Source organism: Agromyces sp. NBRC 114283 (assembly GCF_030268405.1).
Lineage (GTDB): Bacteria > Actinomycetota > Actinomycetes > Actinomycetales > Microbacteriaceae > Agromyces > Agromyces mediolanus.
This window is the reverse complement of record NZ_BSQP01000001.1, coordinates 1,897,295-1,921,656: the sequence shown is the minus strand read 5'-3', so window position 1 is coordinate 1,921,656 and position 24,362 is coordinate 1,897,295. Positions and strand designations below refer to the sequence as shown.

29 protein-coding genes and 1 tRNA gene are annotated in these 24,362 nt (G+C 72.2%); 10 read left to right on the top strand and 20 right to left on the bottom strand.

The features are described from left to right. Positions 1-13: 13 nt before the first annotated feature. Positions 14-1,123 (bottom strand): peptide chain release factor 2, encoded by a 1,110-nt coding sequence (prfB, locus tag QSJ60_RS09280; RefSeq protein ID WP_243567968.1) that lies wholly within the window; start codon positions 1,121-1,123, stop codon positions 14-16. 85 nt (positions 1,124-1,208) lie between these two features. Between prfB and QSJ60_RS09275 the strand changes: the two genes are divergently transcribed. Then, positions 1,209-2,069: a DUF3592 domain-containing protein gene (locus QSJ60_RS09275; protein ID WP_285463416.1), complete on the top strand. Its 861-nt coding sequence runs from the start codon at positions 1,209-1,211 to the stop codon at positions 2,067-2,069. A gap of 64 nt (positions 2,070-2,133) precedes the next feature. Further along, entirely contained in the window at positions 2,134-3,405 is a 1,272-nt protein-coding gene (locus QSJ60_RS09270) for an MFS transporter (RefSeq protein WP_285463415.1), read from the top strand. 49 nt (positions 3,406-3,454) lie between these two features. On the opposite strand, the gene QSJ60_RS09265 is transcribed toward QSJ60_RS09270, so the two are convergent. After that, positions 3,455-3,853 (bottom strand): TIGR03618 family F420-dependent PPOX class oxidoreductase, encoded by a 399-nt coding sequence (locus tag QSJ60_RS09265; protein ID WP_285463414.1) that lies wholly within the window; start codon positions 3,851-3,853, stop codon positions 3,455-3,457. A 73-nt stretch (positions 3,854-3,926) separates the two neighbouring features. Between QSJ60_RS09265 and QSJ60_RS09260 the strand changes: the two genes are divergently transcribed. After that, a complete protein-coding gene (locus tag QSJ60_RS09260) occupies positions 3,927-4,784 on the top strand; it encodes a hypothetical protein (protein WP_285463413.1) in 858 nt (285 codons plus the stop codon). Further along, positions 4,781-5,479, top strand: a complete 699-nt coding sequence (locus QSJ60_RS09255; protein ID WP_285463412.1) for a hypothetical protein — start codon at positions 4,781-4,783, stop codon at positions 5,477-5,479. Before QSJ60_RS09260 ends, QSJ60_RS09255 begins: the two co-directional genes overlap by 4 nt. A gap of 27 nt (positions 5,480-5,506) precedes the next feature. On the opposite strand, the gene QSJ60_RS09250 is transcribed toward QSJ60_RS09255, so the two are convergent. From QSJ60_RS09250 to QSJ60_RS09220, 7 genes are all read right to left on the bottom strand, one after another. Continuing rightward, a complete protein-coding gene (locus QSJ60_RS09250; protein WP_285463411.1) occupies positions 5,507-6,010 on the bottom strand; it encodes a pilus assembly protein TadG-related protein in 504 nt (167 codons plus the stop codon). Continuing rightward, positions 6,007-6,387 (bottom strand): hypothetical protein, encoded by a 381-nt coding sequence (locus QSJ60_RS09245; protein ID WP_285463410.1) that lies wholly within the window; start codon positions 6,385-6,387, stop codon positions 6,007-6,009. The genes QSJ60_RS09250 and QSJ60_RS09245 overlap by 4 nt, the downstream gene beginning before the upstream one ends. A gap of 88 nt (positions 6,388-6,475) precedes the next feature. Beyond that, a complete protein-coding gene (locus QSJ60_RS09240; RefSeq protein WP_285465292.1) occupies positions 6,476-6,868 on the bottom strand; it encodes a TadE/TadG family type IV pilus assembly protein in 393 nt (130 codons plus the stop codon). Between the two features lie 38 nt (positions 6,869-6,906). Continuing rightward, positions 6,907-7,089, bottom strand: coding sequence for a hypothetical protein (locus QSJ60_RS09235; protein ID WP_285463409.1), 183 nt, complete (start codon positions 7,087-7,089; stop codon positions 6,907-6,909). A 73-nt stretch (positions 7,090-7,162) separates the two neighbouring features. Further along, on the bottom strand, positions 7,163-8,086 hold the full coding sequence (locus QSJ60_RS09230) for a type II secretion system F family protein (RefSeq protein WP_285463408.1): 924 nt from the start codon (positions 8,084-8,086) through the stop codon (positions 7,163-7,165). After that, a complete protein-coding gene (locus QSJ60_RS09225; RefSeq protein ID WP_285463407.1) occupies positions 8,083-8,982 on the bottom strand; it encodes a type II secretion system F family protein in 900 nt (299 codons plus the stop codon). The genes QSJ60_RS09230 and QSJ60_RS09225 overlap by 4 nt, the downstream gene beginning before the upstream one ends. Beyond that, positions 8,979-10,205 (bottom strand): TadA family conjugal transfer-associated ATPase, encoded by a 1,227-nt coding sequence (locus tag QSJ60_RS09220; RefSeq protein ID WP_285463406.1) that lies wholly within the window; start codon positions 10,203-10,205, stop codon positions 8,979-8,981. The genes QSJ60_RS09225 and QSJ60_RS09220 overlap by 4 nt, the downstream gene beginning before the upstream one ends. Positions 10,206-10,304: 99 nt before the next feature. Between QSJ60_RS09220 and QSJ60_RS09215 the strand changes: the two genes are divergently transcribed. Further along, positions 10,305-10,389 (top strand) — tRNA-Leu (locus QSJ60_RS09215). 91 nt (positions 10,390-10,480) lie between these two features. Here the strand turns inward: QSJ60_RS09215 and QSJ60_RS09210 are convergent. From QSJ60_RS09210 to QSJ60_RS09200, 3 genes are read right to left on the bottom strand one after another with little or no spacing between them, the layout of a single operon-like run. After that, on the bottom strand, positions 10,481-11,215 hold the full coding sequence (locus tag QSJ60_RS09210; protein ID WP_285463405.1) for a YcnI family copper-binding membrane protein: 735 nt from the start codon (positions 11,213-11,215) through the stop codon (positions 10,481-10,483). Positions 11,216-11,259: 44 nt separating this feature from the next. After that, positions 11,260-11,898, bottom strand: a complete 639-nt coding sequence (locus QSJ60_RS09205; protein ID WP_285463404.1) for a hypothetical protein — start codon at positions 11,896-11,898, stop codon at positions 11,260-11,262. 34 nt (positions 11,899-11,932) lie between these two features. Continuing rightward, on the bottom strand, positions 11,933-12,811 hold the full coding sequence (locus QSJ60_RS09200; RefSeq protein WP_285463403.1) for an LLM class flavin-dependent oxidoreductase: 879 nt from the start codon (positions 12,809-12,811) through the stop codon (positions 11,933-11,935). 101 nt (positions 12,812-12,912) lie between these two features. On the opposite strand from QSJ60_RS09200, the gene QSJ60_RS09195 reads away from it, so the two are divergent. Together QSJ60_RS09195 and QSJ60_RS09190 are read left to right on the top strand one after the other, a co-directional pair. Beyond that, on the top strand, positions 12,913-13,566 hold the full coding sequence (locus QSJ60_RS09195) for a biliverdin-producing heme oxygenase (RefSeq protein ID WP_285463402.1): 654 nt from the start codon (positions 12,913-12,915) through the stop codon (positions 13,564-13,566). A 156-nt stretch (positions 13,567-13,722) separates the two neighbouring features. Beyond that, positions 13,723-14,469 (top strand): DedA family protein, encoded by a 747-nt coding sequence (locus QSJ60_RS09190; RefSeq protein WP_285463401.1) that lies wholly within the window; start codon positions 13,723-13,725, stop codon positions 14,467-14,469. A gap of 30 nt (positions 14,470-14,499) precedes the next feature. On the opposite strand, the gene QSJ60_RS09185 is transcribed toward QSJ60_RS09190, so the two are convergent. The 4 genes from QSJ60_RS09185 to murI all read right to left on the bottom strand — a co-directional run bounded on the left by QSJ60_RS09185 (position 14,500) and on the right by murI (position 17,723). Beyond that, entirely contained in the window at positions 14,500-15,426 is a 927-nt protein-coding gene (locus QSJ60_RS09185; protein ID WP_285463400.1) for a cation diffusion facilitator family transporter, read from the bottom strand. 64 nt (positions 15,427-15,490) lie between these two features. Next, positions 15,491-16,126: an RdgB/HAM1 family non-canonical purine NTP pyrophosphatase gene (gene rdgB / locus QSJ60_RS09180; RefSeq protein ID WP_285463399.1), complete on the bottom strand. Its 636-nt coding sequence runs from the start codon at positions 16,124-16,126 to the stop codon at positions 15,491-15,493. After that, positions 16,123-16,899, bottom strand: a complete 777-nt coding sequence (gene rph, locus QSJ60_RS09175; protein ID WP_502871383.1) for a ribonuclease PH — start codon at positions 16,897-16,899, stop codon at positions 16,123-16,125. Before rph ends, rdgB begins: the two co-directional genes overlap by 4 nt. Continuing rightward, a complete protein-coding gene (murI, locus tag QSJ60_RS09170; RefSeq protein ID WP_230762881.1) occupies positions 16,884-17,723 on the bottom strand; it encodes a glutamate racemase in 840 nt (279 codons plus the stop codon). The genes rph and murI overlap by 16 nt, the downstream gene beginning before the upstream one ends. Positions 17,724-17,816: 93 nt before the next feature. Between murI and QSJ60_RS09165 the strand changes: the two genes are divergently transcribed. Next, positions 17,817-19,136 (top strand): nicotinate phosphoribosyltransferase, encoded by a 1,320-nt coding sequence (locus QSJ60_RS09165; protein ID WP_285463397.1) that lies wholly within the window; start codon positions 17,817-17,819, stop codon positions 19,134-19,136. A 45-nt stretch (positions 19,137-19,181) separates the two neighbouring features. Here QSJ60_RS09165 and QSJ60_RS09160 read toward each other — a convergent pair whose 3' ends face one another. From QSJ60_RS09160 to QSJ60_RS09150, 3 genes are read right to left on the bottom strand one after another with little or no spacing between them, the layout of a single operon-like run. After that, positions 19,182-19,469: a DUF3039 domain-containing protein gene (locus QSJ60_RS09160; protein ID WP_189084639.1), complete on the bottom strand. Its 288-nt coding sequence runs from the start codon at positions 19,467-19,469 to the stop codon at positions 19,182-19,184. Positions 19,470-19,516: 47 nt separating this feature from the next. Next, positions 19,517-21,091, bottom strand: coding sequence for a hypothetical protein (locus tag QSJ60_RS09155; RefSeq protein ID WP_285463396.1), 1,575 nt, complete (start codon positions 21,089-21,091; stop codon positions 19,517-19,519). Continuing rightward, positions 21,067-22,230 (bottom strand): ABC transporter ATP-binding protein, encoded by a 1,164-nt coding sequence (locus QSJ60_RS09150; protein WP_285463395.1) that lies wholly within the window; start codon positions 22,228-22,230, stop codon positions 21,067-21,069. The genes QSJ60_RS09155 and QSJ60_RS09150 overlap by 25 nt, the downstream gene beginning before the upstream one ends. On the opposite strand from QSJ60_RS09150, the gene QSJ60_RS09145 reads away from it, so the two are divergent. After that, on the top strand, positions 22,220-22,786 hold the full coding sequence (locus QSJ60_RS09145; protein ID WP_285463394.1) for a hypothetical protein: 567 nt from the start codon (positions 22,220-22,222) through the stop codon (positions 22,784-22,786). The two genes, QSJ60_RS09150 and QSJ60_RS09145, sit on opposite strands and share 11 nt — an antisense overlap. Before the next feature lie 211 nt (positions 22,787-22,997). Next, entirely contained in the window at positions 22,998-23,690 is a 693-nt protein-coding gene (locus QSJ60_RS09140) for a phosphocholine cytidylyltransferase family protein (RefSeq protein ID WP_189084636.1), read from the top strand. Positions 23,691-23,774: 84 nt separating this feature from the next. On the opposite strand, the gene QSJ60_RS09135 is transcribed toward QSJ60_RS09140, so the two are convergent. After that, entirely contained in the window at positions 23,775-24,323 is a 549-nt protein-coding gene (locus tag QSJ60_RS09135) for an ECF transporter S component (RefSeq protein WP_285463393.1), read from the bottom strand. Between the last annotated feature and the right edge of the window lie 39 nt (positions 24,324-24,362).

Genomic DNA, 24,362 nt, shown 5'->3' with positions numbered 1-24,362 from the left:
CGCGCGCAGCTGATCAGTCGGTCGGCTTCTGCTTGCGCCAGCGGATGCCGGCCGCGATGAGCCCGTCGAGATCGCCGTCGAAGACGACCGCCGGATTGCCGACCTCGTACCCGGTGCGCAGGTCCTTCACGAGCTGCTGGCCGTAGAGGAAGTAGGAGCGCATCTGGTCGCCCCAGCTCGCGGTGATCGTGCCGGCGAGCTCCTTCTTCTGCGCCGCCTCCTCCTCGCGCTTGGCGAGCAGCAGGCGGGTCTGGAGCACGCGCATGGCCGCGGCGCGGTTCTGGATCTGCGACTTCTCGTTCTGCATCGAGACGACGATGCCGGTCGGGATGTGCGTGATGCGCACGGCCGAGTCGGTCGTGTTGACCGACTGCCCGCCGGGACCCGAGGAGCGGAACACGTCGACGCGGATGTCGTTCTCGGGGACCTCGACCTCCTTCGCCTCCTCCATGATCGGGATGACCTCGACCGCGGCGAAGCTCGTCTGGCGCTTGTCGGCACCGCCGAAGGGGCTGATGCGAGCGAGGCGGTGCGTGCCGGCCTCGACCGAGAGGGTGCCGTAGAGGTACGGGGCGTCGATCTCGAAGGTGGCGGACTTGATGCCGGCGCCCTCGGCGTAGGAGATGTCGAGCACCTTCACGGGGTAGTCGTGGCGCTCGGCCCAGCGCAGGTACATGCGCATGAGCATCTCGGCGAAGTCGGTGGCGTCGTCGCCGCCCGCGCCGGAGCGGATCGTCACGACCGCGCCGCGGTCGTCGTACTCGCCGTCGAGGAGCGTCTGCACCTCGAGGTCGCCGATGGTCTTCTGCAGCGCGACGACCTCGGCGCGAGCCTCGGCGGCGCTGTCCTCGTCGCCGGCCTCGTTCGCCAGCTCGACGAGCACCTCGAGGTCGTCGATGCGCGACTCGATGCCCGTGATGCGCTTGAGCTCCGCCTGACGGTGGCTCAGCGCGCTCGTGACCTTCTGCGCGTTCGCGGGGTCGTCCCAGAGATCGGGCGCGCCGGCCTCCTCCGAGAGGCGGGCGATGTCCGCCTCGAGCGCGTCGGTGTCGACGACGGCGCGGATTTCACGGAAGGTCGCGCGGAGCGCGGAGATCTCGGTCGACAGGTCAAGTTCGAACATGGCGTCCCCAAGCCTAGTCGTGGCCGGGCCCGCCGTCGTGCACGAACCACCGCCTCCCCCGTGCGAGGGTCGCTAGGCTGACGCGGTGAGCACGATCGATCCCGCCGCCGCCCGCAGCGAACGCCTCGAACGGCAGCGGGGCAGCACCGGCGCAGCCCTCGCCGCGGCCGCCTTCGCCCTGCTGCTCGTCGCGACCTCCGCCGTCATCGGGTACAGCTTCGCCGGCATCCTCGACACCTTCCGGCTGATGCAGCTGAACAGCGTCTTCTCGAACTGGGAGTCGCAGATGCCGGACACGACGTTCGGGCTCCCCATCGGCATCTTCGCCACCATCGCCGCGTGGGCGCTCTACGCGAAGTGGAACCACCGCTTCACGGGCGACACGACCCGCTTCGTCGGCGTCGGCCCGCTGACCCTCGTGCTGCTCGGCCTCGCGATCGGGCTCTGGCTCGGGTGCTCCGCCTGGACCGCGCCCGATCAGCCCGGCACGCGGATCGACCCCACCTTCGGCGAGCACGAGGCCTGGGGCGCCGGCGCCTGGATCTTCTACGCCGCACAGTGGTGGCTGCCCGCCCTCGTCGGTGTGCTCGCGGTCGCCGCCTACTTCGCCGGGGTGGCGGGGCGACGCCGCAGCGCCGGCCGCACCGCGCTCATCGAGCGGATGCTCGTCACCGGTCGGCGCGCCCCCGGGGTCGTCACCGAGAGCACGCTGCCGTCCGGCGAGGCGAGTTCGGTCCTGTTCACGCTGACCGTGAAGTTCACCGATCTGAACGGAACCGACCGCTGGGTGAAGCGCACGGTGAAGTACCGCACCGCCGAGGTGCCCCCCGTCGGCGCGCCGGTGACGGTGCTCTACGACCCGGCGAACCCGGGCGACACCTCGCGCATCTTCCTCGCCAGCGGGCCTGCCGAGACCGCGGCCGACTTCCGCCGCAACGAGCTCTGAGCCGGATCGTCCCGAGCGCCGGGGCGCGCGGCGGGTCCCGCCGCCGGGTGTAGCGTCGGAGACGATGACCGACTCCCAGCCCCAGTTCTCGTGGGGCTCGATCGTCCTCCCCGCCTACCTGCCGACGCTGCTCTTCTCGCTCGGCGAGGGCGCGATCATCCCAGTCATCCCCGTCGTCGCGTCCGAGCGAGGCGCCTCGATCGCGCTCGCCGGCCTCGTCGCCGCGATGCTCATGATCGGCGAACTGCTCGGCGACCTGCCCGCCGGCTGGCTCGTCGCCCGCATCGGCGAACGGAACGCCATGATCGGCGCGGCCATGCTCGCGGTCATCGGCGTCGTCGTGGCGCTCGCGCTGCCGAGCGTGACCGCGCTCGCGATCGGCATCCTGCTGCTCGGCCTCGCCACCGCGGTGTTCGGGCTCGCCCGGCACGCCTTCCTGACGAGCTACGTGCCCGCGCGCGTGCGCGCCCGGGCGCTCTCCACGCTCGCCGGCGTGTTCCGGGCGGGATGGGCGGTCGGCCCCTTCGTCGCCGCCGCGATCATCGCGTGGACGGGGAGCTCCGAACCGGTGTTCTGGGTGCTCGTCGCGGCCTGCCTCGCCGTCGTCGTCGTGCTCGTGCTGCTCCCGGATCCCGAGCGCGTCTTCGGCGTCGGCCGCGGCGCCGCAACCGGCACGGGCGAGGAGGCGCCGCAGGGCGTGCTCCGGGCCATCGTCGAGCACCGCGGCGTGCTCGCCCGGGTCGGTTCCGGCATCGGCCTGCTCGCCGCGGTCCGCGCGAGTCGCACGATCATCCTGCCGCTCTGGGCCGTGTCGATCGGCATGCCGCCCGAGGCGGCCGCGCTCGTCATCGGCATCTCCGCGACGATCGACTTCTGCCTGTTCTACGTCAGCGGGCAGGTGATGGACCGCTTCGGCCGGCTGTGGGGCGCGATCCCCGGCCTGGTCGGCCTCTCGACCGGGCACCTGATCCTCGCCTTCACGCACGACGTGCCGGGAAACGGGGCCTGGTTCATCGCGGTCGCCGTGCTCTTCGGTGTCGCGAACGGCGTCTCCAGCGGCGTCATCCTGACGGTGGGTGCGGACCTCGCGCCGAAGCGGCATCCGGCGGCCTTCCTCGGCGCGTACCGCACCATCGGCGACGCCGGGCAGGCCGCCGCTCCCCTCGTCGTCTCCGCGGTGACGTCGCTCGTCTCGCTCGCCGCGGCGAGCGCGGCGATCGGCGTGCTCGGCTTCGTGGGCGCGGGAATGCTGCTGCGCTGGATCCCGCGCTACGTGCCCGGACGCCGAGGGCGTCGCCGCGGCGAAGGCGAAGGGCCGGCCGAGGGAACGGGCTGAGGCGCCGTTCCCCCGGAGCTCGGATGCCTCGTCGGCACCTGCGCGGCGGTTACTGCCCGGCGACCTTCTCGACGGACATCACCAGGATGACCCGGTCGGCCTTGTCGGCCGGCGGCTGCGCGTCGGCGTCGCCGTAGCGGCGACCCAGGTGGGCGTAGAACTCGCCGGTCGGGTCGGCGACCGTGTCGACGAGACGGCCGCGCACCTCGACGTACTTGAACGGCGACTCCGCGTCGAGCGCCTCGAGCGTCATGACCGGGTTGTCCTGGAGGTTCCGGAACTTGGCGCGCTTCGTGGTGTGCGTGAAGCGGATCACCTGCGCCTCGGCGTCGAACTCGAACCACATGGGATTCACCTGCACCTCGCCGTTCGGGCGCACGGTGGCGAGGTGGCCGTAGACCGGCGCGGTGAGGATTCGGAGGAGGTGCTCGGGGATCTCGATCGTCATGGGCACCAGTCAATCACCTCGGCTCGACTCATCCGCCTCGGCTCATCCGGCCGGGCTCGGCTAGCCTGCAGTGGTGCTCACCGATGCCGAGATCGTCGCGTCCCTGACCGCATCCGCCCGCGCCGTGCCGTATCCCGGCGAGTGGCTGGAGCCCCCGTTCGACGACGAGCGGCAGGCGCTCGTCGCGCGCGACGCCGGGCTCTCCGAGCTCCGGGTCGATCGCGAGAGCGGACGGGTGTTCGGTATCGAGCTCGCGAGCGGGGCGGCCCAGACGATCGCGCCGTCGCTGGCCGCGCTCGCCGTGCTCGGCGACGCGTACGCCGACTCCGTCGCGCGCTCGGCCGGGGCGAGCGAACACGAGCTGCGGGTGATCGAGGGGGCGCTGCTCGCGGCGGTGCGGGTCGTCGCCGCCGAGCTCGCGGAGCCGGAGACGTTCTGGTCGATCGCCGCCGAGGAGCTCGGCGACGGGATCACGGCGGATGGCCCACCGAGCCCCGCTACGATCGTCGCCGCTCCCGCCGATGGTCCGACGGTCGTCGTGGCGCTGCCGATGCTCGGCCTGCGGCAAGCGCTCGCCGCGGAGGGCCTGACGCTGTCCGGCTACGCCCAGCTCCTGCCCTCCGTGTCGCTGAACGGCGGACTCGCGGCCACGCTCGCGGGCACGGCTGCGCCCGGGGCGTTCCGCGGCGGCCCGGCGCAGGTGCTCGTGCTCCCAGCGGGGGCCGGGGTGAGCGAGGCGGAACTCGCCTTCCCGTCGCTGCGGCTCGTGGTCGCGTTCGGTGCGACGGATGCCTCGGCGGCCGACATGCCCGCGGGGGTCGAGTTCGTCGTGATCGACGACCCTGCGCCCTTCGCCGCGCTCGCCGAACTCGTCGCCGAGCGGCGCGCGAGCGGGTGGTTCGACTCGCGTTCGCCGGAGGCGACGTCATGACGGACCGCGCGAAGCCCCCGATGCCCGAGGTCGTGACGTACGACGGGCTGCCCGCGTCGGCGGGCGGCGCGCACTCCCTGCGGGTGAAGCGCCCGGCCGACGCCCATGAACGGGTGCAGCGCTTCCTCGCGGCGTGCACGGTGCCGGCCGAGCCAGCGACGTGGACCTTCTCGATCTCCGCCGACGGCGACCCGGCGGCGACGGAACGATTGGCGGCCTTCGCGGCCGAGCTGCTGGGCGGGCCACGCCGGACGCAGCGGATCCGACGTGACTGGAACGTGCCTCCTGAGGCGGCGCTCGAGGTGATCGAGGCGATCGCCGCCGAGAGCGGTGCGACGACGAAGTACGGGGCGTCGCTCGCGACGCTCTCGCAGAGCCTGCCAGTGCAGCTCATCGACCCGGCAACGGGCGGCCCATTCGCCGGGCTCTCGCCGACGGCGTTCGGCGGCTTCGCGGTCGACGGCTACGGCCGGGGGCTCGGCGTCTCCGGGGTCCGCGCGAGCTACGGAACGGCGGGCTCCTCCCTCTCGCTCTGGCTGAACCTGCCCGCCGACGAGCGGCTCGCCCCGGCGGCACGGCACCTGCAGGACCATCTGCCGTTCCGGCTGTCGACGAAGCACTGGCGACGGTGGCAGCCGACCCGAGCGCGCGACGGTTACCGCTCCTCGAAGCTGCCGTCGCCGCTGGCGGGCTGAGCTCGCCCCGGTCTGCGCGTGCTCGATTCATTCCGGCTCCGCCGGCACGCTGAAGACCGAACGCGCAGTCGATTCGACCTCGAGCTCGACTTCGATCGGCAGCAGCTCACTGCTCACCGGCGCCCGCCAGAGGCCGCGAAGCCGAACGGTCGCACTCGTGCCGTCGCGTGACTCCACCGCTGCGAGCGCGACGCCCCTCGGCGCGATCTGGGCGAGGTAGCCGTCGGCCGCTTCCTGCATCGCACGCTGCTCGGCCTCGACGCGCACCCCGTCGCGCTGAGCGACGGCATCCTCGATCGCCCAGGCGTCGGCCGCGGCGAGCGCGGCCCCGTCCGCGAGAGCGAGGAGACGCTTCCGTTCCAGGTAGAGCGAGCTCGCCGAGGCGACGACGAGCACCACGGCGAGCGCGAGCAGCGCGAACCCGAACACGAGCGGCAGCGTGGAGCCGCGCTCGTCGGCGAAACTCGCCAGCGTGCGACCCGGGGTGGTCGGTTCCGCACCGCGGCCGCATCGGCCCGCGCGCCGGCTCATCTCTCCCCCTCCATCGACGCCCATCGGGAGACCGGCTGCAGGGCGCTGGCTTCGACGGGCACGACGAGCACCCGATCGAGTCCGAGCACCGGTGGGGCGAAGGGCAGCCGCACCTCGAGCTCCACCGTCACCCGCAGACGCGTGCCGGGCATCCCGCAGCGCGCCCCACCGCAGTCGACGACAACCGTTCGTTCATCGTCCGAACGGCCGAAGTCGTCGAGCACGAGTTCCACGGCCGCATTCGCCGAACGGCGGACATCGGATGCCTCGCCCTGGCGCACGGCGACCCGAGCTGCGTGCCGCGCCGCTCCTTCCGCGGCGAACGTCGCCGCCTGGAGTTCGGCGAGTGCGAGCACGAGGTACACGATCGGCAGCATGAGCAGGAGCGCGGCCCCGAGGAACTCGAGCGAGGCCGAGCCTCGTTCGTTCCCCGTCCGGTGCGGGCGCGCCCGGCGACCCGGCCGGTCACTCGATCGTCTCGATCGCCGCATGGCCCGACACCTCCAGACTCCCCGGCGGCCCGAGGAGGCCGAGCACCGGTAGCGCCGCCCGAACGGTGACGCGGGCGAGTTCGACGCCCTCGCGTTCGACGCGCAGCTGCTCGATCTCGGTGGCGTACGCCGCGCCGACCGCGGTGGTGATGAGTTCCCGGGTCCGCAGGGCACCCGCGTCCGGTGCCGCGCCCGCGAGGGCGGCGAATCTGGCGCCCTCGGATGCGGCGTCGAGCACGGTGTTCCGCACGTGCAGCGCGAGGGCGAGCTGGATGACGGCGAGCGCGAGCACCGTGAGCAGCATGGCGACCATCGCGAACTCGGCGACCGCCGAGCCGCGCTCATCGGCGAGCGCCCCTTCCCGAATCCGCCCGGTGTCCGGACTGCCACGCCGGATCTCCTCGCTCAGAGCCCGCTCACCCGCTCGATCGCCTGCTCGAACATGCCGCCGAGCGCCGGCCCGGCGAGCGCCCAGATCACGGCGACGAGGCCCGCGGTCATCAGTGTGATGAGCACCCATCCGGGAACGTCGCCACGTTCCTCCCGTGCGAGCCTCCCGAGCCGCTGCGGCATCCGATTCATCCCCATCGTGTTCCCTTCCCATCTCTCATCAGTCGTCTCTTCCTGGTGCCAGGTCGGCACGTGTCCTCCGCTGCGCCGTTCAGAAGCCCGCCTGCAGCACCAGGTAGCCGGGAAAGAGCCCGAACACCACGGTCACCGGCAGGATGAGGAACACGAGCGGCACGAGCATTGCGATCTCCTTGCGCCCGGCGGACTCGATGAGTCGGCGCTTCGCCGCTTCGCGCGCGTCGGCGGCCTGTGACCGCAGGACCGACGCGAGAGGAGCCCCTCGCTCGACCGCACCGATCACCTGATCGATCGCCTGCGTGAGCGGCGGATGCGCGAGCCGATCCCGCATCCCGGCGAGCGCCTCGGTGAGCGGGGCGCCGGCACCGGCGTCCGCGACCGCCCGTGCGAACTCGCCGCTCAACTCGCCGCCCTCGGATCGGGCGATGCGACGCACGGCGTCGAGCAGGGACTCGCCGGCCGTCAGGCTGAGCGTGAGGAACTCGAGCACGGTGGGCAGCTCCTCGTCGATTCGGGCGAGCCGTCGGCCGGCCGCGCGCCGGAGGACCAACTCGGCGAGCGATGACACGGCGATCCCGACGAGGATGGGCGCCGCCACGGCGAGCCAGGGCGTCGCGGCGTCGAGCGGGGTGAACAGCAGCACCGCGACCGTCACCACCGCCGAGCCCGCCGCGAGGCTCAGCTGTTCGAAACGGAATCGTTCCGCCCCGCGGCGCCACGCCGCCTGCCGCAAGCGCAGCGCCACCGTCTGGGTACCCGCGAACATGGTCGGGATCCGCCGCAGCTGCGCGCTCCACGGCTCGATCATCGCGGCGAACACCATCGCGGGATCGCTCGCGCGACGATCGAGGACGGTGCGTGCCCCGGGAGACACATCCGCGACGAGCGGTGCGACGCGTTCGACGAGCGAGCGCCGCCCGAATCGAGGCGTGCTGGCCAGGACGAGCCACAGCCCGATGCCCAGCAGCACCCCGAGGGCGAAGGCGTACGGCGTCACCGGAACCACCGACGCTCGGGCCGGAGCCGGCCGATGGCGAGCATCAACCGATACGCGAGCACGGTGACGACGATGCCTCCGCCGATGACCAGCGCGCCCGCCGGCGAGTCGTACGCGCGGATCGCTTCGGGGCGGGTCGCGAGCACGCCGAGCAATAGCCACGGCGCGGCAGCGCCGAGCCGAGCCGCGTTGCGCAACCAGGACTGGCGCGCGTGCACCTCCGCGCGGACCGCCCCCTCTTCGCGGAGCGCGCTGGACAGCGCGCGCAGCACCTGCGGCAGTTCGGTCCCGCCGACCTCCCGCGCCATCCTGACGGCCTCGAGCAGGCGGTCGGCCGTCGGGTCGGCCAGCCGGTGCTTCAGCGCCTCGAGCTCGCCGCCGAAGTCCCCGGTGCGCGCATAGCCCTCCGCGAACGACGTGAACGCCGCGCGCAGGCCGGCCGGCCCGCGGCGGGCGAGCTCGGCGAGCGAATCCGGAAGGGGGCGGCCCGCCCGGACCGAGGCCAGGAGGTGATCGACGACGTCCGGCCAGATCGCCCGATACTCGAGCCGCCTCGCGTTTGCCCGTCGGCGGACCGACATCGGGAGGAGCAGCAGCCCGAGGCCGGCTGCGGCCGCCGCGAGCGCCGGCACGCCGAACAGGCCGAGGGCGACCGCCCCGCACAGCAGGGCCATGCACCCGCTCGCAGCGACGGCAACGGCGAGTGGGACTCGGCCGAGGCCGGCGAGCACGAGTTCGTCGCGAACGCGCGCGAGTGCGACCGGTGCGGTGCCCATCCGCGCGGACACCGCGGGTTGCGGCCAGAACCACGGTGCGAGGACCAGGAGCACGCCGGCGCTGAAGGCGAGCCCGAGCACCGCGCTCAGCGGGAGCGCTGCGATCGGCGGAAGGCTCATGCGCGACCGCCGAGCACGATGCCGGGGTCGAAGCCGGCGGCGGTGAACTTCTCCAGCCGGGGCATTCGCTCCCCGGTCGCCTCGAGCCGGCCATCGACGCGCCGGAAAACCGGCACCGTCTCGATCGCGGCCTCGCCGTGGGCGCCGGTGGTCGCCACGATCTCGAGGACGCGACGCCGCCCGTGGCGGTCGATGCCGAGCTGGACGACGACGTCGACGCTGGCCGCGACGGTGGGGACCACGAATCCGGCGTCGATGTTGCGGCCGGCGAGCAGCGGGAGCGTGCAGAGCTTCACGAGCGCGTCATGAGCCGAGTTCGCGTGAATCGTGCACATGCCCGCGATGCCGGAGTTCAACGCGATCAATAGGTCGAGGCTCTCCGCGTCGCGTACCTCCCCCACGATCAGGCGGTCGGGGCGCATCCGGAGCGACTCCTTGACGAGCCTGCGGAGCGTGATCTCGCCCGCGCCCTCGAGGTTCGGCGGACGGCACTGCATCGCGACGAGATCGCGCGCCTCGATGTCGAGCTCGAAGGTCTCCTCGACGGTGACCACGCGTTCGCCGATTCTCAGGCATGCCGCGAGTGCGTTCAGCAGCGTCGTCTTGCCGGTGTGCGTCGCGCCCGACACGAGCACGTTCGCGCCCGCGAGCACCGCCATACGCAGGAACTCGGCGGCCTCACGGCTGAGCGTCTCGAGCCCGACGAGCGCCGGCAACGAGTGCAGGCCCCGGCGGAACTTGCGCACGTTGACCGCCCAGGCCCGCGTCACCTCCGGGATCGCGACGTGCAGCCGAGAGCCGTCGGGCAGTGCGGCATCGACGAACGGCTGGGAGAGGTCGAGGCGGCGACCGGACGGCCGCAGCATGCGCTCGACGAGCTCGCGCACCTCGCGCTGCTCGAGCGTGACGGGCGTCAGTTCGGCGACGCCGTTGCGGGCGACGAAGACTCGATCGGGCCCGTTGATCCAGATCTCCTCCACCTCGGGGTCGTCGAAGTAGGACTGCAGCGGCCCGTAGCCGGTGAGCTCGGCGAGGACGCCCGCGGTCGCCACACCCTCGTCGCCGAGCGGCTCACCGCCGCTCGCCAACGCCCGCTCGCCGTAGCGGCGCACCTCTTCGCGGGCGACACGGCCGGCGGCGACGGGGTCGGCCGAGAGATCGACGCCCTCGCGGATCGCGCGCTCTCGGACGAGACGGGAGAGGGTGCGGACGGCATCTGGCATGCCAGCCATCCTCCAGAGCGCGGCGTCGGCGGGTCGGATTCTATCCACAACTCGACGACCGTCCCCGCAGCCACGCGCACCTAGACTGGTCGGGCACTCGCGGGAGTGGTGAAATCGGTAGACACGCAGGATTTAGGTTCCTGTGCCTTCGGGCGTGAGGGTTCGAGTCCCTCCTTCCGCACCACCTGCTCGTTCGATACCGAGCGCGCTGCGGCGACGGGAACGTCACGCGGAAGGCCGCGCCCGAGTCCGACCGGCCGGGCGCGGCCTGAGCGCTAGTCCGCCTTGCGGGAGCGACGCCCGAGCGCGAGCGCCGCGATGGCGGCGCCGAGTCCGAGCACGCCCACCGCGATGCCGGTGATGCCGAGCGCGCGCGCCATGCCGTCGTCGCTCGCAGCGGCGTCGGCCGCCTCGTGCTCGTCGCCGTGCGCGGGGGCGGCGGCGCCGTGATGGCCGCCGTCCTCCGCGGCAGTGACGGTGATCGAGGGCGCCGGGTGCTCCGGCTCCTCCTCGCCCTCTGCGGTGGGTTCGCTCCAGTCGGTCGAACCTTCGACGCACTCCTGGAGCACCGGGAACGCGAGGGTCTCCCCCTCGGCGTCGGCGGGCAGCTGCAGCGAGAGCTCGATGACGTCGCGAAGCTCGCTGGGCAGCGGTGTGGTCGCGGTGTAGACGACCTGCGCGACCCGGTCGACGACGCTCGCGCCGTGCGAATCGATCTTCGGCTCGGGCAGCTTCTCGACGACCGTCGCGATGGTCCAGCCGGAGTTGACGGTCGGCGTCACCCGGTCGATCCCCTCGGGCATCGTGAAGGTGAGCTTGGTGGTCGGGCTCGTGCCGCAGCCGTGCGGGATGCCGAAGCTCAGCACGGTGTAGGCGCCGGCGGCGGTCGAGGTGGAGTCGACGCCGACGTGGGCGCTCGCGGCGAGCGGGGCGCCGAGCGCGAGCAGGGCGCCTGCGCCGAGGGCGGCGGCGGTCATGAAGGCAGGGCGGACGTGGGTCTTCGTGGTCATGGTGGGTGCTTTCGTGCGAAGTGGGAGATGGAAGCGTGCGCCGATCAAGCGGCGCAGACTCCGCACGGCGGCCCGCGCCGCACCACGATCGCGGCGAGACGGCGAAGCACCGGCAGGCGCCACGGGTGCTCGGCCGGGCTCGCGACCCGCGCCGGCGCTTCCACGGGCGCCACGACGAGCAGGGCGACGGCGACGAGGGCGCCGCGCGCCACCCGGCCGAGCGCCCGAACGGCACGGTCGGCCACCGCGATGCTGACGACCGCGAGCACGGCGGCGAGGAGGTGCGCGACGGGCATGGCCGCACCGAAGTGCTCGCCGTGCCCGAACTGCCCGGTGCCGGCGACGGCGAGCCAGGCGTCACGGCTCACGGTCCCGGCCGCTCCGTGCAGGGCGTGCGGGTCGGCGCCCGCGACGATGCCGCTCGGCGAACTTCCCGCCGACAGCGAGAACGTGACGTGCAAGGTGAGCTGCGCCACCACCGCGGCGATCGCGGCGCCGGGCCAGCGCGCACCGCGGCCGACCATCAGGATGCCGAACGGCACCGAGAATGCGAGGGCCACCGCGAGAGCGACGAAGCCGGGCGGGCTTCCCCCGCCGATGGTGTGCGCGAGCGAAGCGAGCAGGGTCGACGAAGACGCGACCAGGAGTCCCCGCGTGGTGCGGGCGGCGCGCGCGCTGTGCACGAGCACTGAGCCTAGTCGCCCGCGCGCCATTCGCTCAGCCGGTCGGCTCCGTCGGGGGGCCCGCGGCGATACGCGCTCGCGCATACTGCTCGATCTGCTCGGCCGGCACCGACCAGTCCGTGTCGAGCCACCAGCTCGCCCCGGCCTCAGCCCACGGGTGCACGACCGCGGCATCCGCCGCCGCATCGACTCCGCCCGTCGTGCCCTCCTGCACCCAGTCGAACGGCCGCTCGCCGAGCCCCAGCCGCTCGCGCTCGGCGAGCAGCCACTCGTAGGCCTCGCGCCCGATCTCAGGGGTGAACACCTGCTGCTGCGTGTCGGGCCCCGCGACCCCTTCGCCCGGCGGGGCGTAGTTCGGCAGCCAGCCGTCGAGCTGGGCGACCCGCCGCATCGACTTCTGGCTCGGCCAGAGCCCGACGGCCCAGATCGGCACCCCGGGCTGCTGCACCGTCGGCGGCGGCAGCATCTCCTCCGTGCGGCGGGCGGTGAAGTGGCGTCCCTCGTAGGCGAAGGGCTCGCCGCGCCAGAGCTTCGGCAGCAGCTCGAGCGTCTCGTCGAGCTGCTCGGCGCGCACGCGTCGGCCGGGGTCGTGCTCGAAGATCCAGAACCGCTCCTCGACCTCCTCGGGCACGCCGAGGCCGGCCGAGAGCACGACGCGGCCCTTCGAGAGCCGGTCGACGGTCATGGTCTGCCCCGCCAGCTCCCACGGTCGGCGGCGCGGCACCGGCGTCAGCATCGTACCGAGGCGGATCGTCGAGGTGCGCACGGCCGCAGCGGCGAGGATGGCCCAGGGGTCGGGAGCCCAGATGCCCTCCCACACGAAGAAGCCGTGCCAGCCGTGCTGCTCGGCCAGCTCGGCGAGCTCCACCGCGAGCTCGGGATCGGTGCCGGGGAAGATGAATCCGTAGCGCATGCGGTGAAGCTATCGCTCCCCACCGACATCCCGGGTGCGATCCCGAGTCCCGCACGGTAAGGTAACCCTTGCCTATCCTTTCGAGAAACCCGAGGGTCACCATGTCGACTGCTACGCCCGTCATCGACCGCGAGACCGCCGCCGATCCCCTCGACGTCGCCGCCCTGGTCCGCGCCGCTTCGGCCGACGACCACCGCGCGACCGAGACCCGCGGCTTCATCGTGGAACTGATGCGCGGCGAGCGCTCGCTCGACGACTACACGCGCTACCTCGCCCAGCTCGCCTGGATCTACGAGGCGCTCGAGGCCCGCGGCGCCCGCGCCGACGACCCGGAGGTCTTCGACCCGGCACTCGCCCGGATGGCGGCGATCGACGCCGACCTCGCCGCGCTCGGCGCCCCGGACTGGCGCGAGACGCACCCCGCGCTGCCGGCCACCGCCGACTACGCGGCGCACCTCCGCAGCCTCGCCGACGACGACGTGCGCTACCTCGCGCACCACTACACGCGCTACCTCGGCGACCTCTCCGGCGGCCAGGCGATCGCCGCGCTCGTGGCCCGCCACTACGGCGCCACCCCGGAGCAGCTCGGCTTCTACTCCTTCGACCTCGAGGGCGGACCGGTGCAGTACAAGCGCCGCTACCGCACCGCCATGAACGAGCTCCGACTCTCGGCCGAAGAGGTCGACGCCCTCATCGACGAGGTGCGCGCCTCGTTCCGCTTCAACGGGGCGATCTTCGAGGCGCTCGACGCCTGATCGCCCGCCCTCATACGACGGGATGACCCCGCACCCCTACGAGGGGATGATTTCCCACCGCGCACGCGGCTGGCGAGCGGGCCGCGTGGGTAGACTGCATCGACACTGCACGCCGCGGCACGTCGACCCGTGCCCGACGACTGGAGCTTTCCCGTGATGCACACCGCACTCATCCCCTGGCTCGACCCGGAGAACATCATCGCCGCGGCCGGCCCCTGGGCCCTCGTCGTCGTGTGCCTGATCGTGTTCGCCGAGACCGGCCTGCTCGTCGGCTTCCTGCTGCCGGGCGACACGCTGCTCATCATCTCGGGCCTCCTCACGCACACGAGTCTCGTGTTCGGCGTCGACATCTGGTGGGTCTGCCTCGCGATCGGCCTCGCGGCATTCGTCGGCGGAGAAGTCGGCTATCTGATCGGGCACAAGTTCGGTCCCCGCATCTTCGAACGAAAAGAGTCGGGGCTGTTCAGCGTGAAGAACGTCGAACGCACGAACGCCTTCTTCGACCGGTTCGGCGCCCTCGCGGTCATCCTCGCGCGCTTCGTGCCGATCGTGCGCACATTCACGCCCGTCGCGGCCGGCGTCGGCCACATGAACTACCGCAAGTACACGCTCTACAACCTCATCGGCGCCCTCATCTGGGGTGTCGGCCTCACGTACTTCGGCTTCCTGATCGGCTACATCCCGCCGGTCGCGGACTTCGTGCAGAGCTACATCGACGTCATCCTCATCGGCGCCGTCGTACTCACCCTCATCCCGACGCTCTGGCACTACTTCCAGTCGGCCCGCAAGGCGAAGCGCGCCGCAGCCGCCGGCGAGGACGTCGTCACCGACGAGGACGAGGCGGAGCAGCTCGTGCTCGACCAGGACGTGTTCGAGCGCGGCCCGCGCCACGAGGAGCAGTAGCTCCAAGGCGCCTGCCGCGCCGCACCGCGACTAGCGGTGCGAGCCCTGCTCCTGCCCGGCGCGTCCCGCGGGCTCCAGCTGGAAGGTCGAGTGCTCGACGTCGAAGTGCGCGGTGAGGCATCCGCCCAGCTCGTCGAGCAGCTCCCCCGTGCGGCCGGACTCGAACACCTCGGGCTCGACCTCGACGTGCGCCGTGAACACCGGCTGCCCCGAGGTGATCTGCCAGACGTGCACATCGTGGACCGCCACCACGCCGCGGGTCCGCAGGATGTGCTCGCGGATCTCGGCCACATCGGTGTCGGCCGGTGCGGACTCGCTCAGCACGTGCGCGACGTCTCGGAGCAGGATGAGCGCCCGCGGGATGATGAGGGCCGCGATCGCGAGCGAAGCGAGCGCGTCGGCCGCGTTCCAGCCGGTGAGGAGGATGACGACCGCGGCGACGATCACGAGCGCCGACCCGATCGTGTCGCCGAGCACCTCGAGGTAGGCGCCGCGCAGGTTGATCGAGTCCTTCGCTCCGCTGCGGAGCACCAGCATCGCCGCGATGTTCGCCGCGAGGCCGAGGATCGCCACGACGAGCATGAGCCCGCCCTGCACCTCGTGCGCCTCCCCGTCCGCTCCGGAGATCAGGCGACCGACGGCACTGATCGCGACGGAGACGGCGACCCCGAGGAGGATCAGGCCGTTGACGAGCGCCCCGAAGACCTCGAAGCGCCGGAACCCGTAGGTCTGCCGGTCGGTCGCCGGCCGGGCCGCCACGATCGCCGCGACGAGGGCCACGACGAGGCCGAGCAGATCGCTCGCCATGTGCCCGGCATCGGCGAGCAGCGCGAGCGAGCCGCTCAGCAGGCCGCCGATCAGCTGCGCGACGAGGAATGCGCCGATGATCGCGATCGCGACGATGAGTCGCGTGCGGTTCGCCCCCTGGGCGTGGTCGTGGGAGTGATCGTGTGCCATCACCTCGAGCTTAGGCGAGAATTCCCTGGTCAGCCCAAGATAGAAGTGGGAATGAATAGCGTTCTCAGCCGAGCGACGCAGCGATCCGCTCGAGCTCGGGGATGAGCGCCTCGAAGGCCCGCGCCCGGTGGCTGATCGCATTCTTCTGCTCGGGCAGCAGCTCGGCCGCGGTGATCTCGTGGCCCTCGGGCTCGAACACCGGGTCGTAGCCGAAACCGTGCGAGCCGCGCGGCTCGTAGGCCACCTGCCCCGGCCAGGTGCCGTCGACGACGATCTCGACCGGCTCCTCGGTGCCGGCGAGCGCGGCCGGCACGACGAGCGCGATGGTGCAGTGGAACGAAGCCGCCCGGTTCGGCCGACGCACGTCGGCGAGCTGCGCGAGCAGCAGGGTGCGGTTCGCCTCGTCGCCCGCCCCGTGCCCCGCCCAGCGGGCCGAGAAGATGCCGGGCGAGCCGCCCATGACGTCGACCGCGATGCCCGAGTCGTCAGCGAGCGCGATGCGCCCCGTGTGCTCTGCGGCGGCCCGCGCCTTGATCAGGGCGTTCGCGGCGAAGCTCGTGCCGTCCTCGACGGGCTCGGGCCCGTCGTAGCCGAGCACCTGGAGCTGCGGCATCCGCTCCCCCAGGATCCGCTGGAACTCGGCGACCTTGTGCGCGTTGTGCGTCGCGAGCACGACCTCGAGCGCGTCGGTGCCGCTCACGCGTCGGCCGCCTCGCGGCCCGCGGCGAGCGCCGCGACCTGGAGCGCGGCGAGCTCGGCGTTGCCGCCGAGGGCGAGGTCGAGGAGCGCATCGAGCTCGCGGCGGTCGAACGGCGCGCCCTCCGCGGTGCCCTGCACCTCGACGAAGAGGCCGCGGCCGGTGGCGACGACGTTCATGTCGGTCTCGGCGCGGACGTCCTCGACGTAGGCGAGGTCGAGCATGGGCGTGCCGTCGATGATGCCGACCGAGACGGCCGAGACCGTGTCGATAAGCGGGGTCGACTTCTGTCCGATGAACTTCTTGGTGCGGGCCCACTCGACCGCGTCGGCGAGCGCGACGTACGCGCCCGTGATCGCCGCGGTGCGGGTGCCGCCGTCGGCCTGCAGCACGTCGCAGTCGATGACGACGGTGTTCTCGCCGAGCGCCTTCGTGTCGATGACGGCGCGGAGGCTGCGGCCGATGAGCCGGCTGATCTCGTGCGTGCGGCCGCCGATGCGGCCCTTGACCGATTCGCGGTCGTTGCGGGTGTTCGTCGAGCGCGGCAGCATCGAGTACTCGGCGGTGACCCAGCCGGTGCCCTTGCCCGTGAGCCAGCGCGGCACGCCGTTCGTGAAGCTCGCGGTGCAGAGCACCTTCGTGCCGCCGAAGGAGATCAGCGCGCTGCCCTCGGCGTGCGCGCTCCAGCCGCGTTCGATGGTGACCTCGCGGAGCTGGTCCGGCGTGCGCCCGTCGGCGCGGACGATGGCTGAGGTGTCGGTCACGAGGTTCTCCATTCGGAACGGTGCGGCAGGGCGATCGAGCCGGTCTGCACGAGCTCGACGCTCGGGATCTCCGGACCGATGAGACGGTTGGCGAGGTCGAGGAAGGCGCTCGTGGACTCCCCCGTGGCCTCGTAGCGGTGCGTGGGCGGCGTGTCGGCGCGCCGCTCGGTGCCCGTCGAGACGAGCACCCGGTAGACGTCGTTCGCGGTCTCGACGTCGCTCGAGACGAGGGTGACGCCCTCGCCCATGACGTACGAGATCGCGCCTTTCAGGAAGGGGTAGTGGGTGCAGCCGAGCACGAGCGTGTCGATCTCGGCGCGCTTCAGCGGCGCCAGGTACTCCTCGGCGACCGAGAGCACCTCCTCGCCCGTGGTCACCCCGGCCTCGACGAACTCGACGAAGCGCGGGCAGGCCTGGCTGAACAGCTGCAGGTGCGGCGCGGCGGCGAAGGCGTCGTCGTAGGCGCGGGACTGCACGGTGCCGGCCGTGCCGATGACCCCGACCCGCCCGGACTTCGTGGCGGCGACCGCCCGGCGCACCGCCGGCTGGATGACCTCGACGACGGGGACGTCGTAGCGCTCGCGGGCGTCGCGGAGCATGGCGGCGGAGGCGGTGTTGCAGGCGATGACCAGCATCTTGACGCCCTGGGCGACGAGGTCGTCGAGCACGGCGAGCGCGTAGCGGCGCACGTCGGCGATCGGCTTGGGCCCGTAGGGCGAGTGCTCCAGGTCGCCGACGTAGAGGATCGACTCGTTCGGCAGCTGATCCTTCACCGCCCGGGCGACGGTGAGCCCGCCGACCCCAGAGTCGAAGATCCCGATCGGCGCGTCCGTCACGAGGATCAAGCTTAGGCGAGCGGCGCGCGCGGCGCTGCGCCACCGGGAGCGGATGCCTCGGCATCCCCCGCGCGAGCAACTAGGCTCTCCTTCGTGACCGGCTCAGCTGCGCTCTTCACCGACCGCTACGAACTCACCATGGTGGATGCCGCCCTCCTCGACGGCACCGCCCACCGGGAGTCGCTCTTCGAGGCGTTCGCGAGACGACTCCCCGACGGCCGCCGCTACGGCGTCGTCGCCGGCACCGGGCGGCTGCTCGAGCTCATCGAGCGCTTCCGCTTCGAGGATGCCGAGCTCGAATGGCTCCGGGAGCACGAGGTGGTGCGCCCGGCGACGCTCGACTGGCTCGCCGACTACCGCTTCGCAGGCGACGTCTGGGGGTACCGCGAGGGCGAGGCGTACTTCCCGGGCTCTCCTCTGCTGACGATCCAGGCGAGCTTCGCCGAAGCGGTCATGCTCGAGACGCTCGTGCTGTCGACGCTCAACTACGATTCCTCCGTCGCGAGTGCCGCAGCGCGCATGGTCTCCGTCGCGCTCGGCCGCCCCCTCGCCGAGATGGGCTCGCGGCGCACGAACGAGCGCTCGGCCGTCGCGGCCGCTCGCGCCGCCTACATCGCCGGCTTCGACGCCACCTCGAACCTCGAGGCGGGCCGCACCTGGGGCATCCCCACCATGGGCACCGCGGCGCATGCGTTCACGCTGCTGCACGACACCGAGGAGCAGGCGTTCCGCGCCCAGGTGGACGCCTTCGGCCCCTCCACGACGCTGCTCGTCGACACCTACGACATCGCGAAGGGCGTCGAGCTCGCCGTCGCCGTCGCCGGCCCCGAGCTCGGCGCGGTGCGCATCGACTCGGGCGACCTGCCCACCGTGGTCGCCGCGGTGCGCGAGCAGCTCGACTCGCTCGGCGCCGTGAACACGAAGATCACCGTCACGAGCGACCTCGACGAGTTCACGATCGCCGGGCTCTCCGGCGCGCCGGTCGACTCCTACGGCGTCGGCACCTCGGTCGTCACCGGCTCCGGTTTCCCGGCCGCCGGCATGGTCTACAAGCTCGTCGCGCGGCGGGACGACGCCGGCGACTGGATCGCCGTCGCGAAAGCTTCGTCGCAGAAGGCGAGCGTGGGCGGACGCAAGAACGCGGCGCGCCGGCTCGACTCCACGCGCACGGCGCGCGAGGAGCTCGTCTTCGTCGGCGACGGGCCTGGCGGCGAAGCCGAGTTCGAGGCCGGCGACGAGCTGCGACCGCTGATGGTGCCGTTGATGGTGGACGGCGTCGCGGATGCGGCGTACACCGGCCGCGCGGGCACCGAGGCGGCCCGGGCGCACCGGGCCGAGGTCATGCAGGAGCTGCCGATCGAGGCGTTCCGGCTCGGGCGCGGTGAGGCCGTCATCCCGACGAACTACCGCTGAGGCCGGCGACGAGGCCGCTCGGCCCCAACCGGCTGCGGCCGGATGCTACTCGCCGCGCATCTTCTCGTAGATCGCCTTGCAGGCGGGGCAGACCGGGAACTTCTCCGGGTCGCGGCCCGGAGTCCACTTCTTGCCGCAGAGCGCCTTGACGGGCTTGCCGGTGATCGCCGACTCGAGGATCTTGTCCTTCGGCACGTAGTGCGAGAAGCGCTCGTGGTCGCCGGGCTCGATGAGCTCCTCTTCGAGGAGCTTCTCGAGCTCCCGGTCGAGGACGTCGGTGCCGCCTCCGGGCTGGCCGGGGTCGGCGATGCTCGCGTGCACGGGGTGGATCATGCGCTCGATTCTACGCGCCCGTCGGAGCCTCCGGGCCGCTGGGCGAGCTACGCGCGGATGGCTGCGGCGAGGATCTCCGGCCCGCGACGATCGAAGACCCGACCGCCGAGCCAGACGCCCGCGACGATCACGACGAGCCCCAGCACGGTGCCCGAGAGGAAGGCGGCCAGATGCCAGCTCGGATCGGCGAAGACGCCGAGGAGCGCGAACGCGACGGCCGGGGCGGCCACGATCAGCGAGCCGAACATCGTGATCGACTGCACGAGCGAGGAGAGGCTGCCGGTCGACTGCGGCTGCTGGAACGGGCTGTCGCCGGGCTTCACCGCCGGATACGGGAAGCGCGCCGAGGTGACCGAGCCGATGCCGAGACCGGAGAGGAGCAGCACCGTGGACACGCCGATGAGCGACGGCAACGGGCGCCAGTCGTCGAGCACGAACACGGTCAGCGCGCTGCCGAGCCCGATCACGACGACGCCGAGCACGATCACGGGTACGAGGCGGCCGAACCGGTCGGCGGTGCCGCGGACTCCGGAGACGACGTGCAACCAGATCGCGGTCGAGTCGTAGGCCGTGTCGTTGTGCAGGGACCACCCGAGGAACAGGCACATCAGCGGCACCGGGGCGAGCCCGAGGTACTCCATCGGCACGCCGACGATGCTGAAGGCGATGATGAAGATGACCGGCGCGAGCGGCACCATGACGATCGACACCCAGTACCGTGCGTCGCGGAACCAGTAGGTGAAGCTGCGCGCGGCGACCGCGCCGCTCGCGTTCTGCGGCAGCCGATCGAACCAGCCGAGCCCGCGGTAGCTCTTCGACGCCCCCTCGCGTTCCGGGGTGACGAGCATCGTCTCGACGAGGCGGATCCAGCCGAGCCCGAGCAGGGCGAGCGTGGCCACGGCGATGAGGAGCTTCAGCACGGCGACGCCCCAGTCACCGTTGGCCGCATCACCCGGGACCGCGAACGCGGCGCCGAGCGGCGTCCAGCCCAGCCATCCGGCGAGCCCCTCGAGCACCTGCCGTCCCTCACGCGCCCAGTCGACGGTCGTCAGGGCGACGATCACCGGCGAGGCCGCCACGACGAGCAGCAGGCCGAGGACGCCGGTCAGTTCCCGCGCCCGGCGTGTGGCGAGCAGGAACGAGGCGACCGCCGTCGCGACGCGCGCGAGCAGCAGGCAGGTCGCGAAGGCCAGCGCGGCCGAGAGGATCGCGAGGATCGTCTCCCCCACGCCGCGCGACCAGGTCACCACGCTGCCGAGCAGCACGATGCCGAGCACGAACGCGGGGATGCCGATCAGGGCGGCCACGGCGAGCGAGATCGCCAGTCGCCGTCCGGGGATGCCGAACAGCGCGAACTTGCGCGGATCCATCGTGTCGTCGACCCCGAAGATCAGCGGGAAGACGATGAAGCCGACGACCGTCGCCGAGCCCGCCACGACGAGCGCGTCGCGGATGACCGAGACGTCGTCGACGAACCGCAGAGCGACGAGCACGAAGAAGAGCAGACCCGCGATGCCGAGCCCGTAGACGAGCCCCACCACGATGCCGACGACCTGCCAGGGGCTGCGTCGGAAGATGTTGGCGAGGAGGCGCAGCTTCAGTCCGAGAAACTGTGCAACCATTCCATGCCTTCCGCTGCCTTGCGCCCACCGGCGAGCGCGACGAATCGATCTTCCAGGGTCTCGCCCTGGCGCACCTCGTCGAGCGTGCCGGCGGCGAGCACCTTGCCGCCGACGACGACCGCGACCGAGTCGCAGACCCGCTCGATGAGGTCCATGCCGTGGCTCGAGAGCACGACCGTGCCGCCACCGGCGACGTACCGTTCGAGGATCTCGGTGAGGTTCGCCGCCGAGACCGGGTCGACGGACTCGAACGGTTCGTCGAGCACGAGCAGGCGCGGCGAGTGGATCATCGCGCACGCGAGCGCGATCTTCTTCGTCATGCCCGCCGAGTAGTCGGCGACCAGCCGGTCGACGGCGTCGTCGAGTCCGAAGGCCGCGATGAGGTCGGCGCTGCGCTCGCGGACCGTGCGCGCGTCGAGGCCGCGGAGGATGCCGGAGTAGTGGAGCAGCTGCCCGCCGGTGAGGCGGTCGAAGAGCCGGAGCCGGTCTGGCAGGACACCGGTCGCCCGCTTGGCCGCCTCGGGGTCGGCCCAGGCATCGATGTCGTGGATGCGCACCGTGCCCTCGTCGGGCCGCAGCAGCCCGGTCACCATCGAGAGGGTGGTCGTCTTGCCCGCCCCGTTCGGGCCGACGACGCCGAAGAACGAGCCGGCGCGCACCTGCAGCGAGATCCGGTCGACCGCGGTCTTGTCGCCGAAGCGCTTCACGAGCGAGTCGACCACGAGCACACGGTCCGCGCTCTCGGGCGGCGCCTCGCGGGCGACGCGGAGCGTGCGCTTCTTGCGGCTCGCCTTCTTCGCCGGCGCGGGGATGACGGCGACCGCGACGTCGGGGGCGCGCTCGCCCGCCTCCGCCTCGGCCGGCGGCTCCGGGACGACGCGCTCGCGGGTCTCCTCGTCGACGCGATCGTCGACCACGGCATCGGCGACCGGCGCGGCGGAGGGGACCCGCTCCCGGGTCTCCTCGTCGACCGCGCTCGAATCGGCGACCGTCTCGGGCTCGAGGATGGTCTCGGCCACCGCGACGACCGCGGCAGCTTCGCTCGCCTCGGGCTCGACCGGCTTCTTGGGGCGCTCGGCCGCGGTGGTGTCGGTGGTGACCGCGGCGGCCGCACGGAGCGCCTGGCGCTTGGCGCTCACACTGCTGGTCGAGCGGGATCGCGCGGCGGGCGACGCCGGGGCGTCCGCCTTCGCAGCGCTCTTCGCGGCCCGCGCGGAGCTCGCCGCGCTCGTGCGCTCGGCGGTCGCTCGACTCGAGGCGCTCCTCGAGGCGCCCGAGCGCTTCGACGCGGGTGCCGGTTCGCTCGCGGTCTCAGTCTCCTCGCCGCTCTGCTGCCGGGCGGCTTCGGCCTTCGCCGCCTCCGCTTTGCGGGCGGCGCGGGTCGCCGCGGCCCGCTTCGCCGCCTCCGAACGCTTCGCGCTCTTCGCGGCGGCCTCGGCCGAGCCGGCGGCCGTGGACTTCGCCGCCTTCTTCTTCGCGGCCGCAGGTCGCTTCGGGGCCGTGGCGCCCTTCGCCCGCGCGGGCGCGGCCGACGTCGACTCCCCGTGGTCGGCCTGCGCGGACACCCCCGTGCCGGTGCCTTCGGGAGCCTCGTCGGTCGAATCGGAGCGAGAAACGGAAGTCACCCAGCAAACCTACCAACTGCCGGCGCTGGATCCGTGTCCTGTGGCGGTTCGCGCCCCCTCCGGAAACTGAGCATTCCCTGTGCGGCGTATCACGATCGCACTACGACTCCTCGGCGCAGCCCGCCCCGGACGGGTGACACCGGATACGCTGGTCCCGGCATAACGGCGTGTCCCAATGTGAACTTCCGGGTGAACCGAAGGCGAACACGAGGTTTCGATCGGCCCCGAGCGGGCCCATCGCGACCGATCGTCTCGGCACCCGCACCACCGAAGGAGATGCAGTGACCACGCAGATCGTGATCCTCGCAGCCGGCATGGGGAGCCGGCTCGGGCGTTCCCTCCCCAAGCCGCTCACCGAGCTCGGCGACGGCCGCACCATCATGGGCCAGCAGTTCGACAACATCGGCCACGCCTTCGGCGGCGACGCCGATGTGACGATCGTCGTCGGCTACAAACTCGAGCACATCATCGAGGCGTTCCCGCAGGCGTCCTTCGTCTACAACGAGGAGTACGACCAGACGAACACCTCGAAGTCGCTCATGCGCGCCCTGCAGGCGTCGCAGAGCGGGGGCGTGCTGTGGATGAACGGCGACGTCGTCTTCGACCCGCGCATCCTCGACCGCGCCGTCGCGCTCATCGCCCGCGACCAGTCCTTCGTCACGGTGAACACCGCGAAGGTGTCCGATGAAGAGGTGAAGTACACCACCACCGCCGAGGGCTACATCAAGGAGCTCTCGAAGACCGTCAAGGGCGGCCTCGGCGAGGCGGTCGGCATCAACTACATCTCGAGCCGCGACAAGGCCACCTTCCTCGCCCAGCTGCAGCGCGTCGGCGCGCAGGACTACTTCGAGCGCGGCCTCGAGCTCGCGATCGAGCAGAACGGCCTGCTCATCGAGCCGATGGACGTCTCCGACCTCTACGCGGTCGAGATCGACTTCGCGGAAGACCTGGAGCGCGCGAACCACTTCGTGTGATCCGGAACGCTGCGTCCTGCAGCACCACAGCGACACGGGGCGGATGCCGAACGGCATCCGCCCCGTGTGGTGTGCCGCGGGGGTCTAACGGAGCCCGCGGGCGACGCCCGCCCGCTCGAGCTGGAGCGCGATGACCCGCCCGATCCAAGTGAAGAGCACCGGGCTGCCGGCGTAGAGGGGCAGCGCGATCGCCCACATCCAGGCCGGGAAGTGCTCCCCACCGAGCGCGAGGTACACCACGACGGCGATGACGATGCCCGAGGTGAGCCCGGAAGCGTAGTAGAGCCAGGGCTCCCACCGGCGGTAGCGCGTGAGCAGGAACGGCAGCTCGACGAGCACGCCGACGAGGAGCGCCGTGCCGATCAACCGCGGCAGCCACTGCGGGGCGAACGCCGCGCCGACGAGCCCCGCGATGAGGCCGGCGAGGAGCGCGGTGCCCGGCCTGCGCAGCAGGGCGAAGGCGACGACGCTCGGCAGGAAGTGCACGCCGATGGTCACGCCGTAGAACATCGGGCCGATCGCCGCGAGCACGAGCGCGAGGTACCCGGACCCGCCCGCGACGACGCCGCCGGCCACGCCGATGGCGGCGCAGCTCAGGAGGATCCGGGTGCTGGTGCTGGTGCGAGTGGCCACGTTCCAAATCTACCGTCGCGCCGGCCCGGCACGGTTCTC

Coding starts and splice junctions, on each gene's coding strand:
- rph (WP_502871383.1), bottom strand. CDS start 16,899: ATGGAGAACCTCGTGACCGACACCTCAGCCATCGTCCGCGCCGACGGG.
- QSJ60_RS09210 (WP_285463405.1), bottom strand. CDS start 11,215: ATGACCACGAAGACCCACGTCCGCCCTGCCTTCATGACCGCCGCCGCC.
- QSJ60_RS09200 (WP_285463403.1), bottom strand. CDS start 12,811: ATGCGCTACGGATTCATCTTCCCCGGCACCGATCCCGAGCTCGCGGTG.
- QSJ60_RS09195 (WP_285463402.1), top strand. CDS start 12,913: ATGTCGACTGCTACGCCCGTCATCGACCGCGAGACCGCCGCCGATCCC.
- QSJ60_RS09190 (WP_285463401.1), top strand. CDS start 13,723: ATGCACACCGCACTCATCCCCTGGCTCGACCCGGAGAACATCATCGCC.
- QSJ60_RS09255 (WP_285463412.1), top strand. CDS start 4,781: ATGACGGACCGCGCGAAGCCCCCGATGCCCGAGGTCGTGACGTACGAC.
- QSJ60_RS09265 (WP_285463414.1), bottom strand. CDS start 3,853: ATGACGATCGAGATCCCCGAGCACCTCCTCCGAATCCTCACCGCGCCG.
- QSJ60_RS09235 (WP_285463409.1), bottom strand. CDS start 7,089: ATGGGGATGAATCGGATGCCGCAGCGGCTCGGGAGGCTCGCACGGGAG.
- prfB (WP_243567968.1), bottom strand. CDS start 1,123: ATGTTCGAACTTGACCTGTCGACCGAGATCTCCGCGCTCCGCGCGACC.
- QSJ60_RS09160 (WP_189084639.1), bottom strand. CDS start 19,469: ATGATCCACCCCGTGCACGCGAGCATCGCCGACCCCGGCCAGCCCGGA.
- QSJ60_RS09270 (WP_285463415.1), top strand. CDS start 2,134: ATGACCGACTCCCAGCCCCAGTTCTCGTGGGGCTCGATCGTCCTCCCC.
- QSJ60_RS09245 (WP_285463410.1), bottom strand. CDS start 6,387: ATGCTGCCGATCGTGTACCTCGTGCTCGCACTCGCCGAACTCCAGGCG.
- QSJ60_RS09250 (WP_285463411.1), bottom strand. CDS start 6,010: ATGAGCCGGCGCGCGGGCCGATGCGGCCGCGGTGCGGAACCGACCACC.
- QSJ60_RS09225 (WP_285463407.1), bottom strand. CDS start 8,982: ATGAGCCTTCCGCCGATCGCAGCGCTCCCGCTGAGCGCGGTGCTCGGG.
- QSJ60_RS09155 (WP_285463396.1), bottom strand. CDS start 21,091: ATGGTTGCACAGTTTCTCGGACTGAAGCTGCGCCTCCTCGCCAACATC.
- QSJ60_RS09185 (WP_285463400.1), bottom strand. CDS start 15,426: ATGGCACACGATCACTCCCACGACCACGCCCAGGGGGCGAACCGCACG.
- QSJ60_RS09220 (WP_285463406.1), bottom strand. CDS start 10,205: ATGCCAGATGCCGTCCGCACCCTCTCCCGTCTCGTCCGAGAGCGCGCG.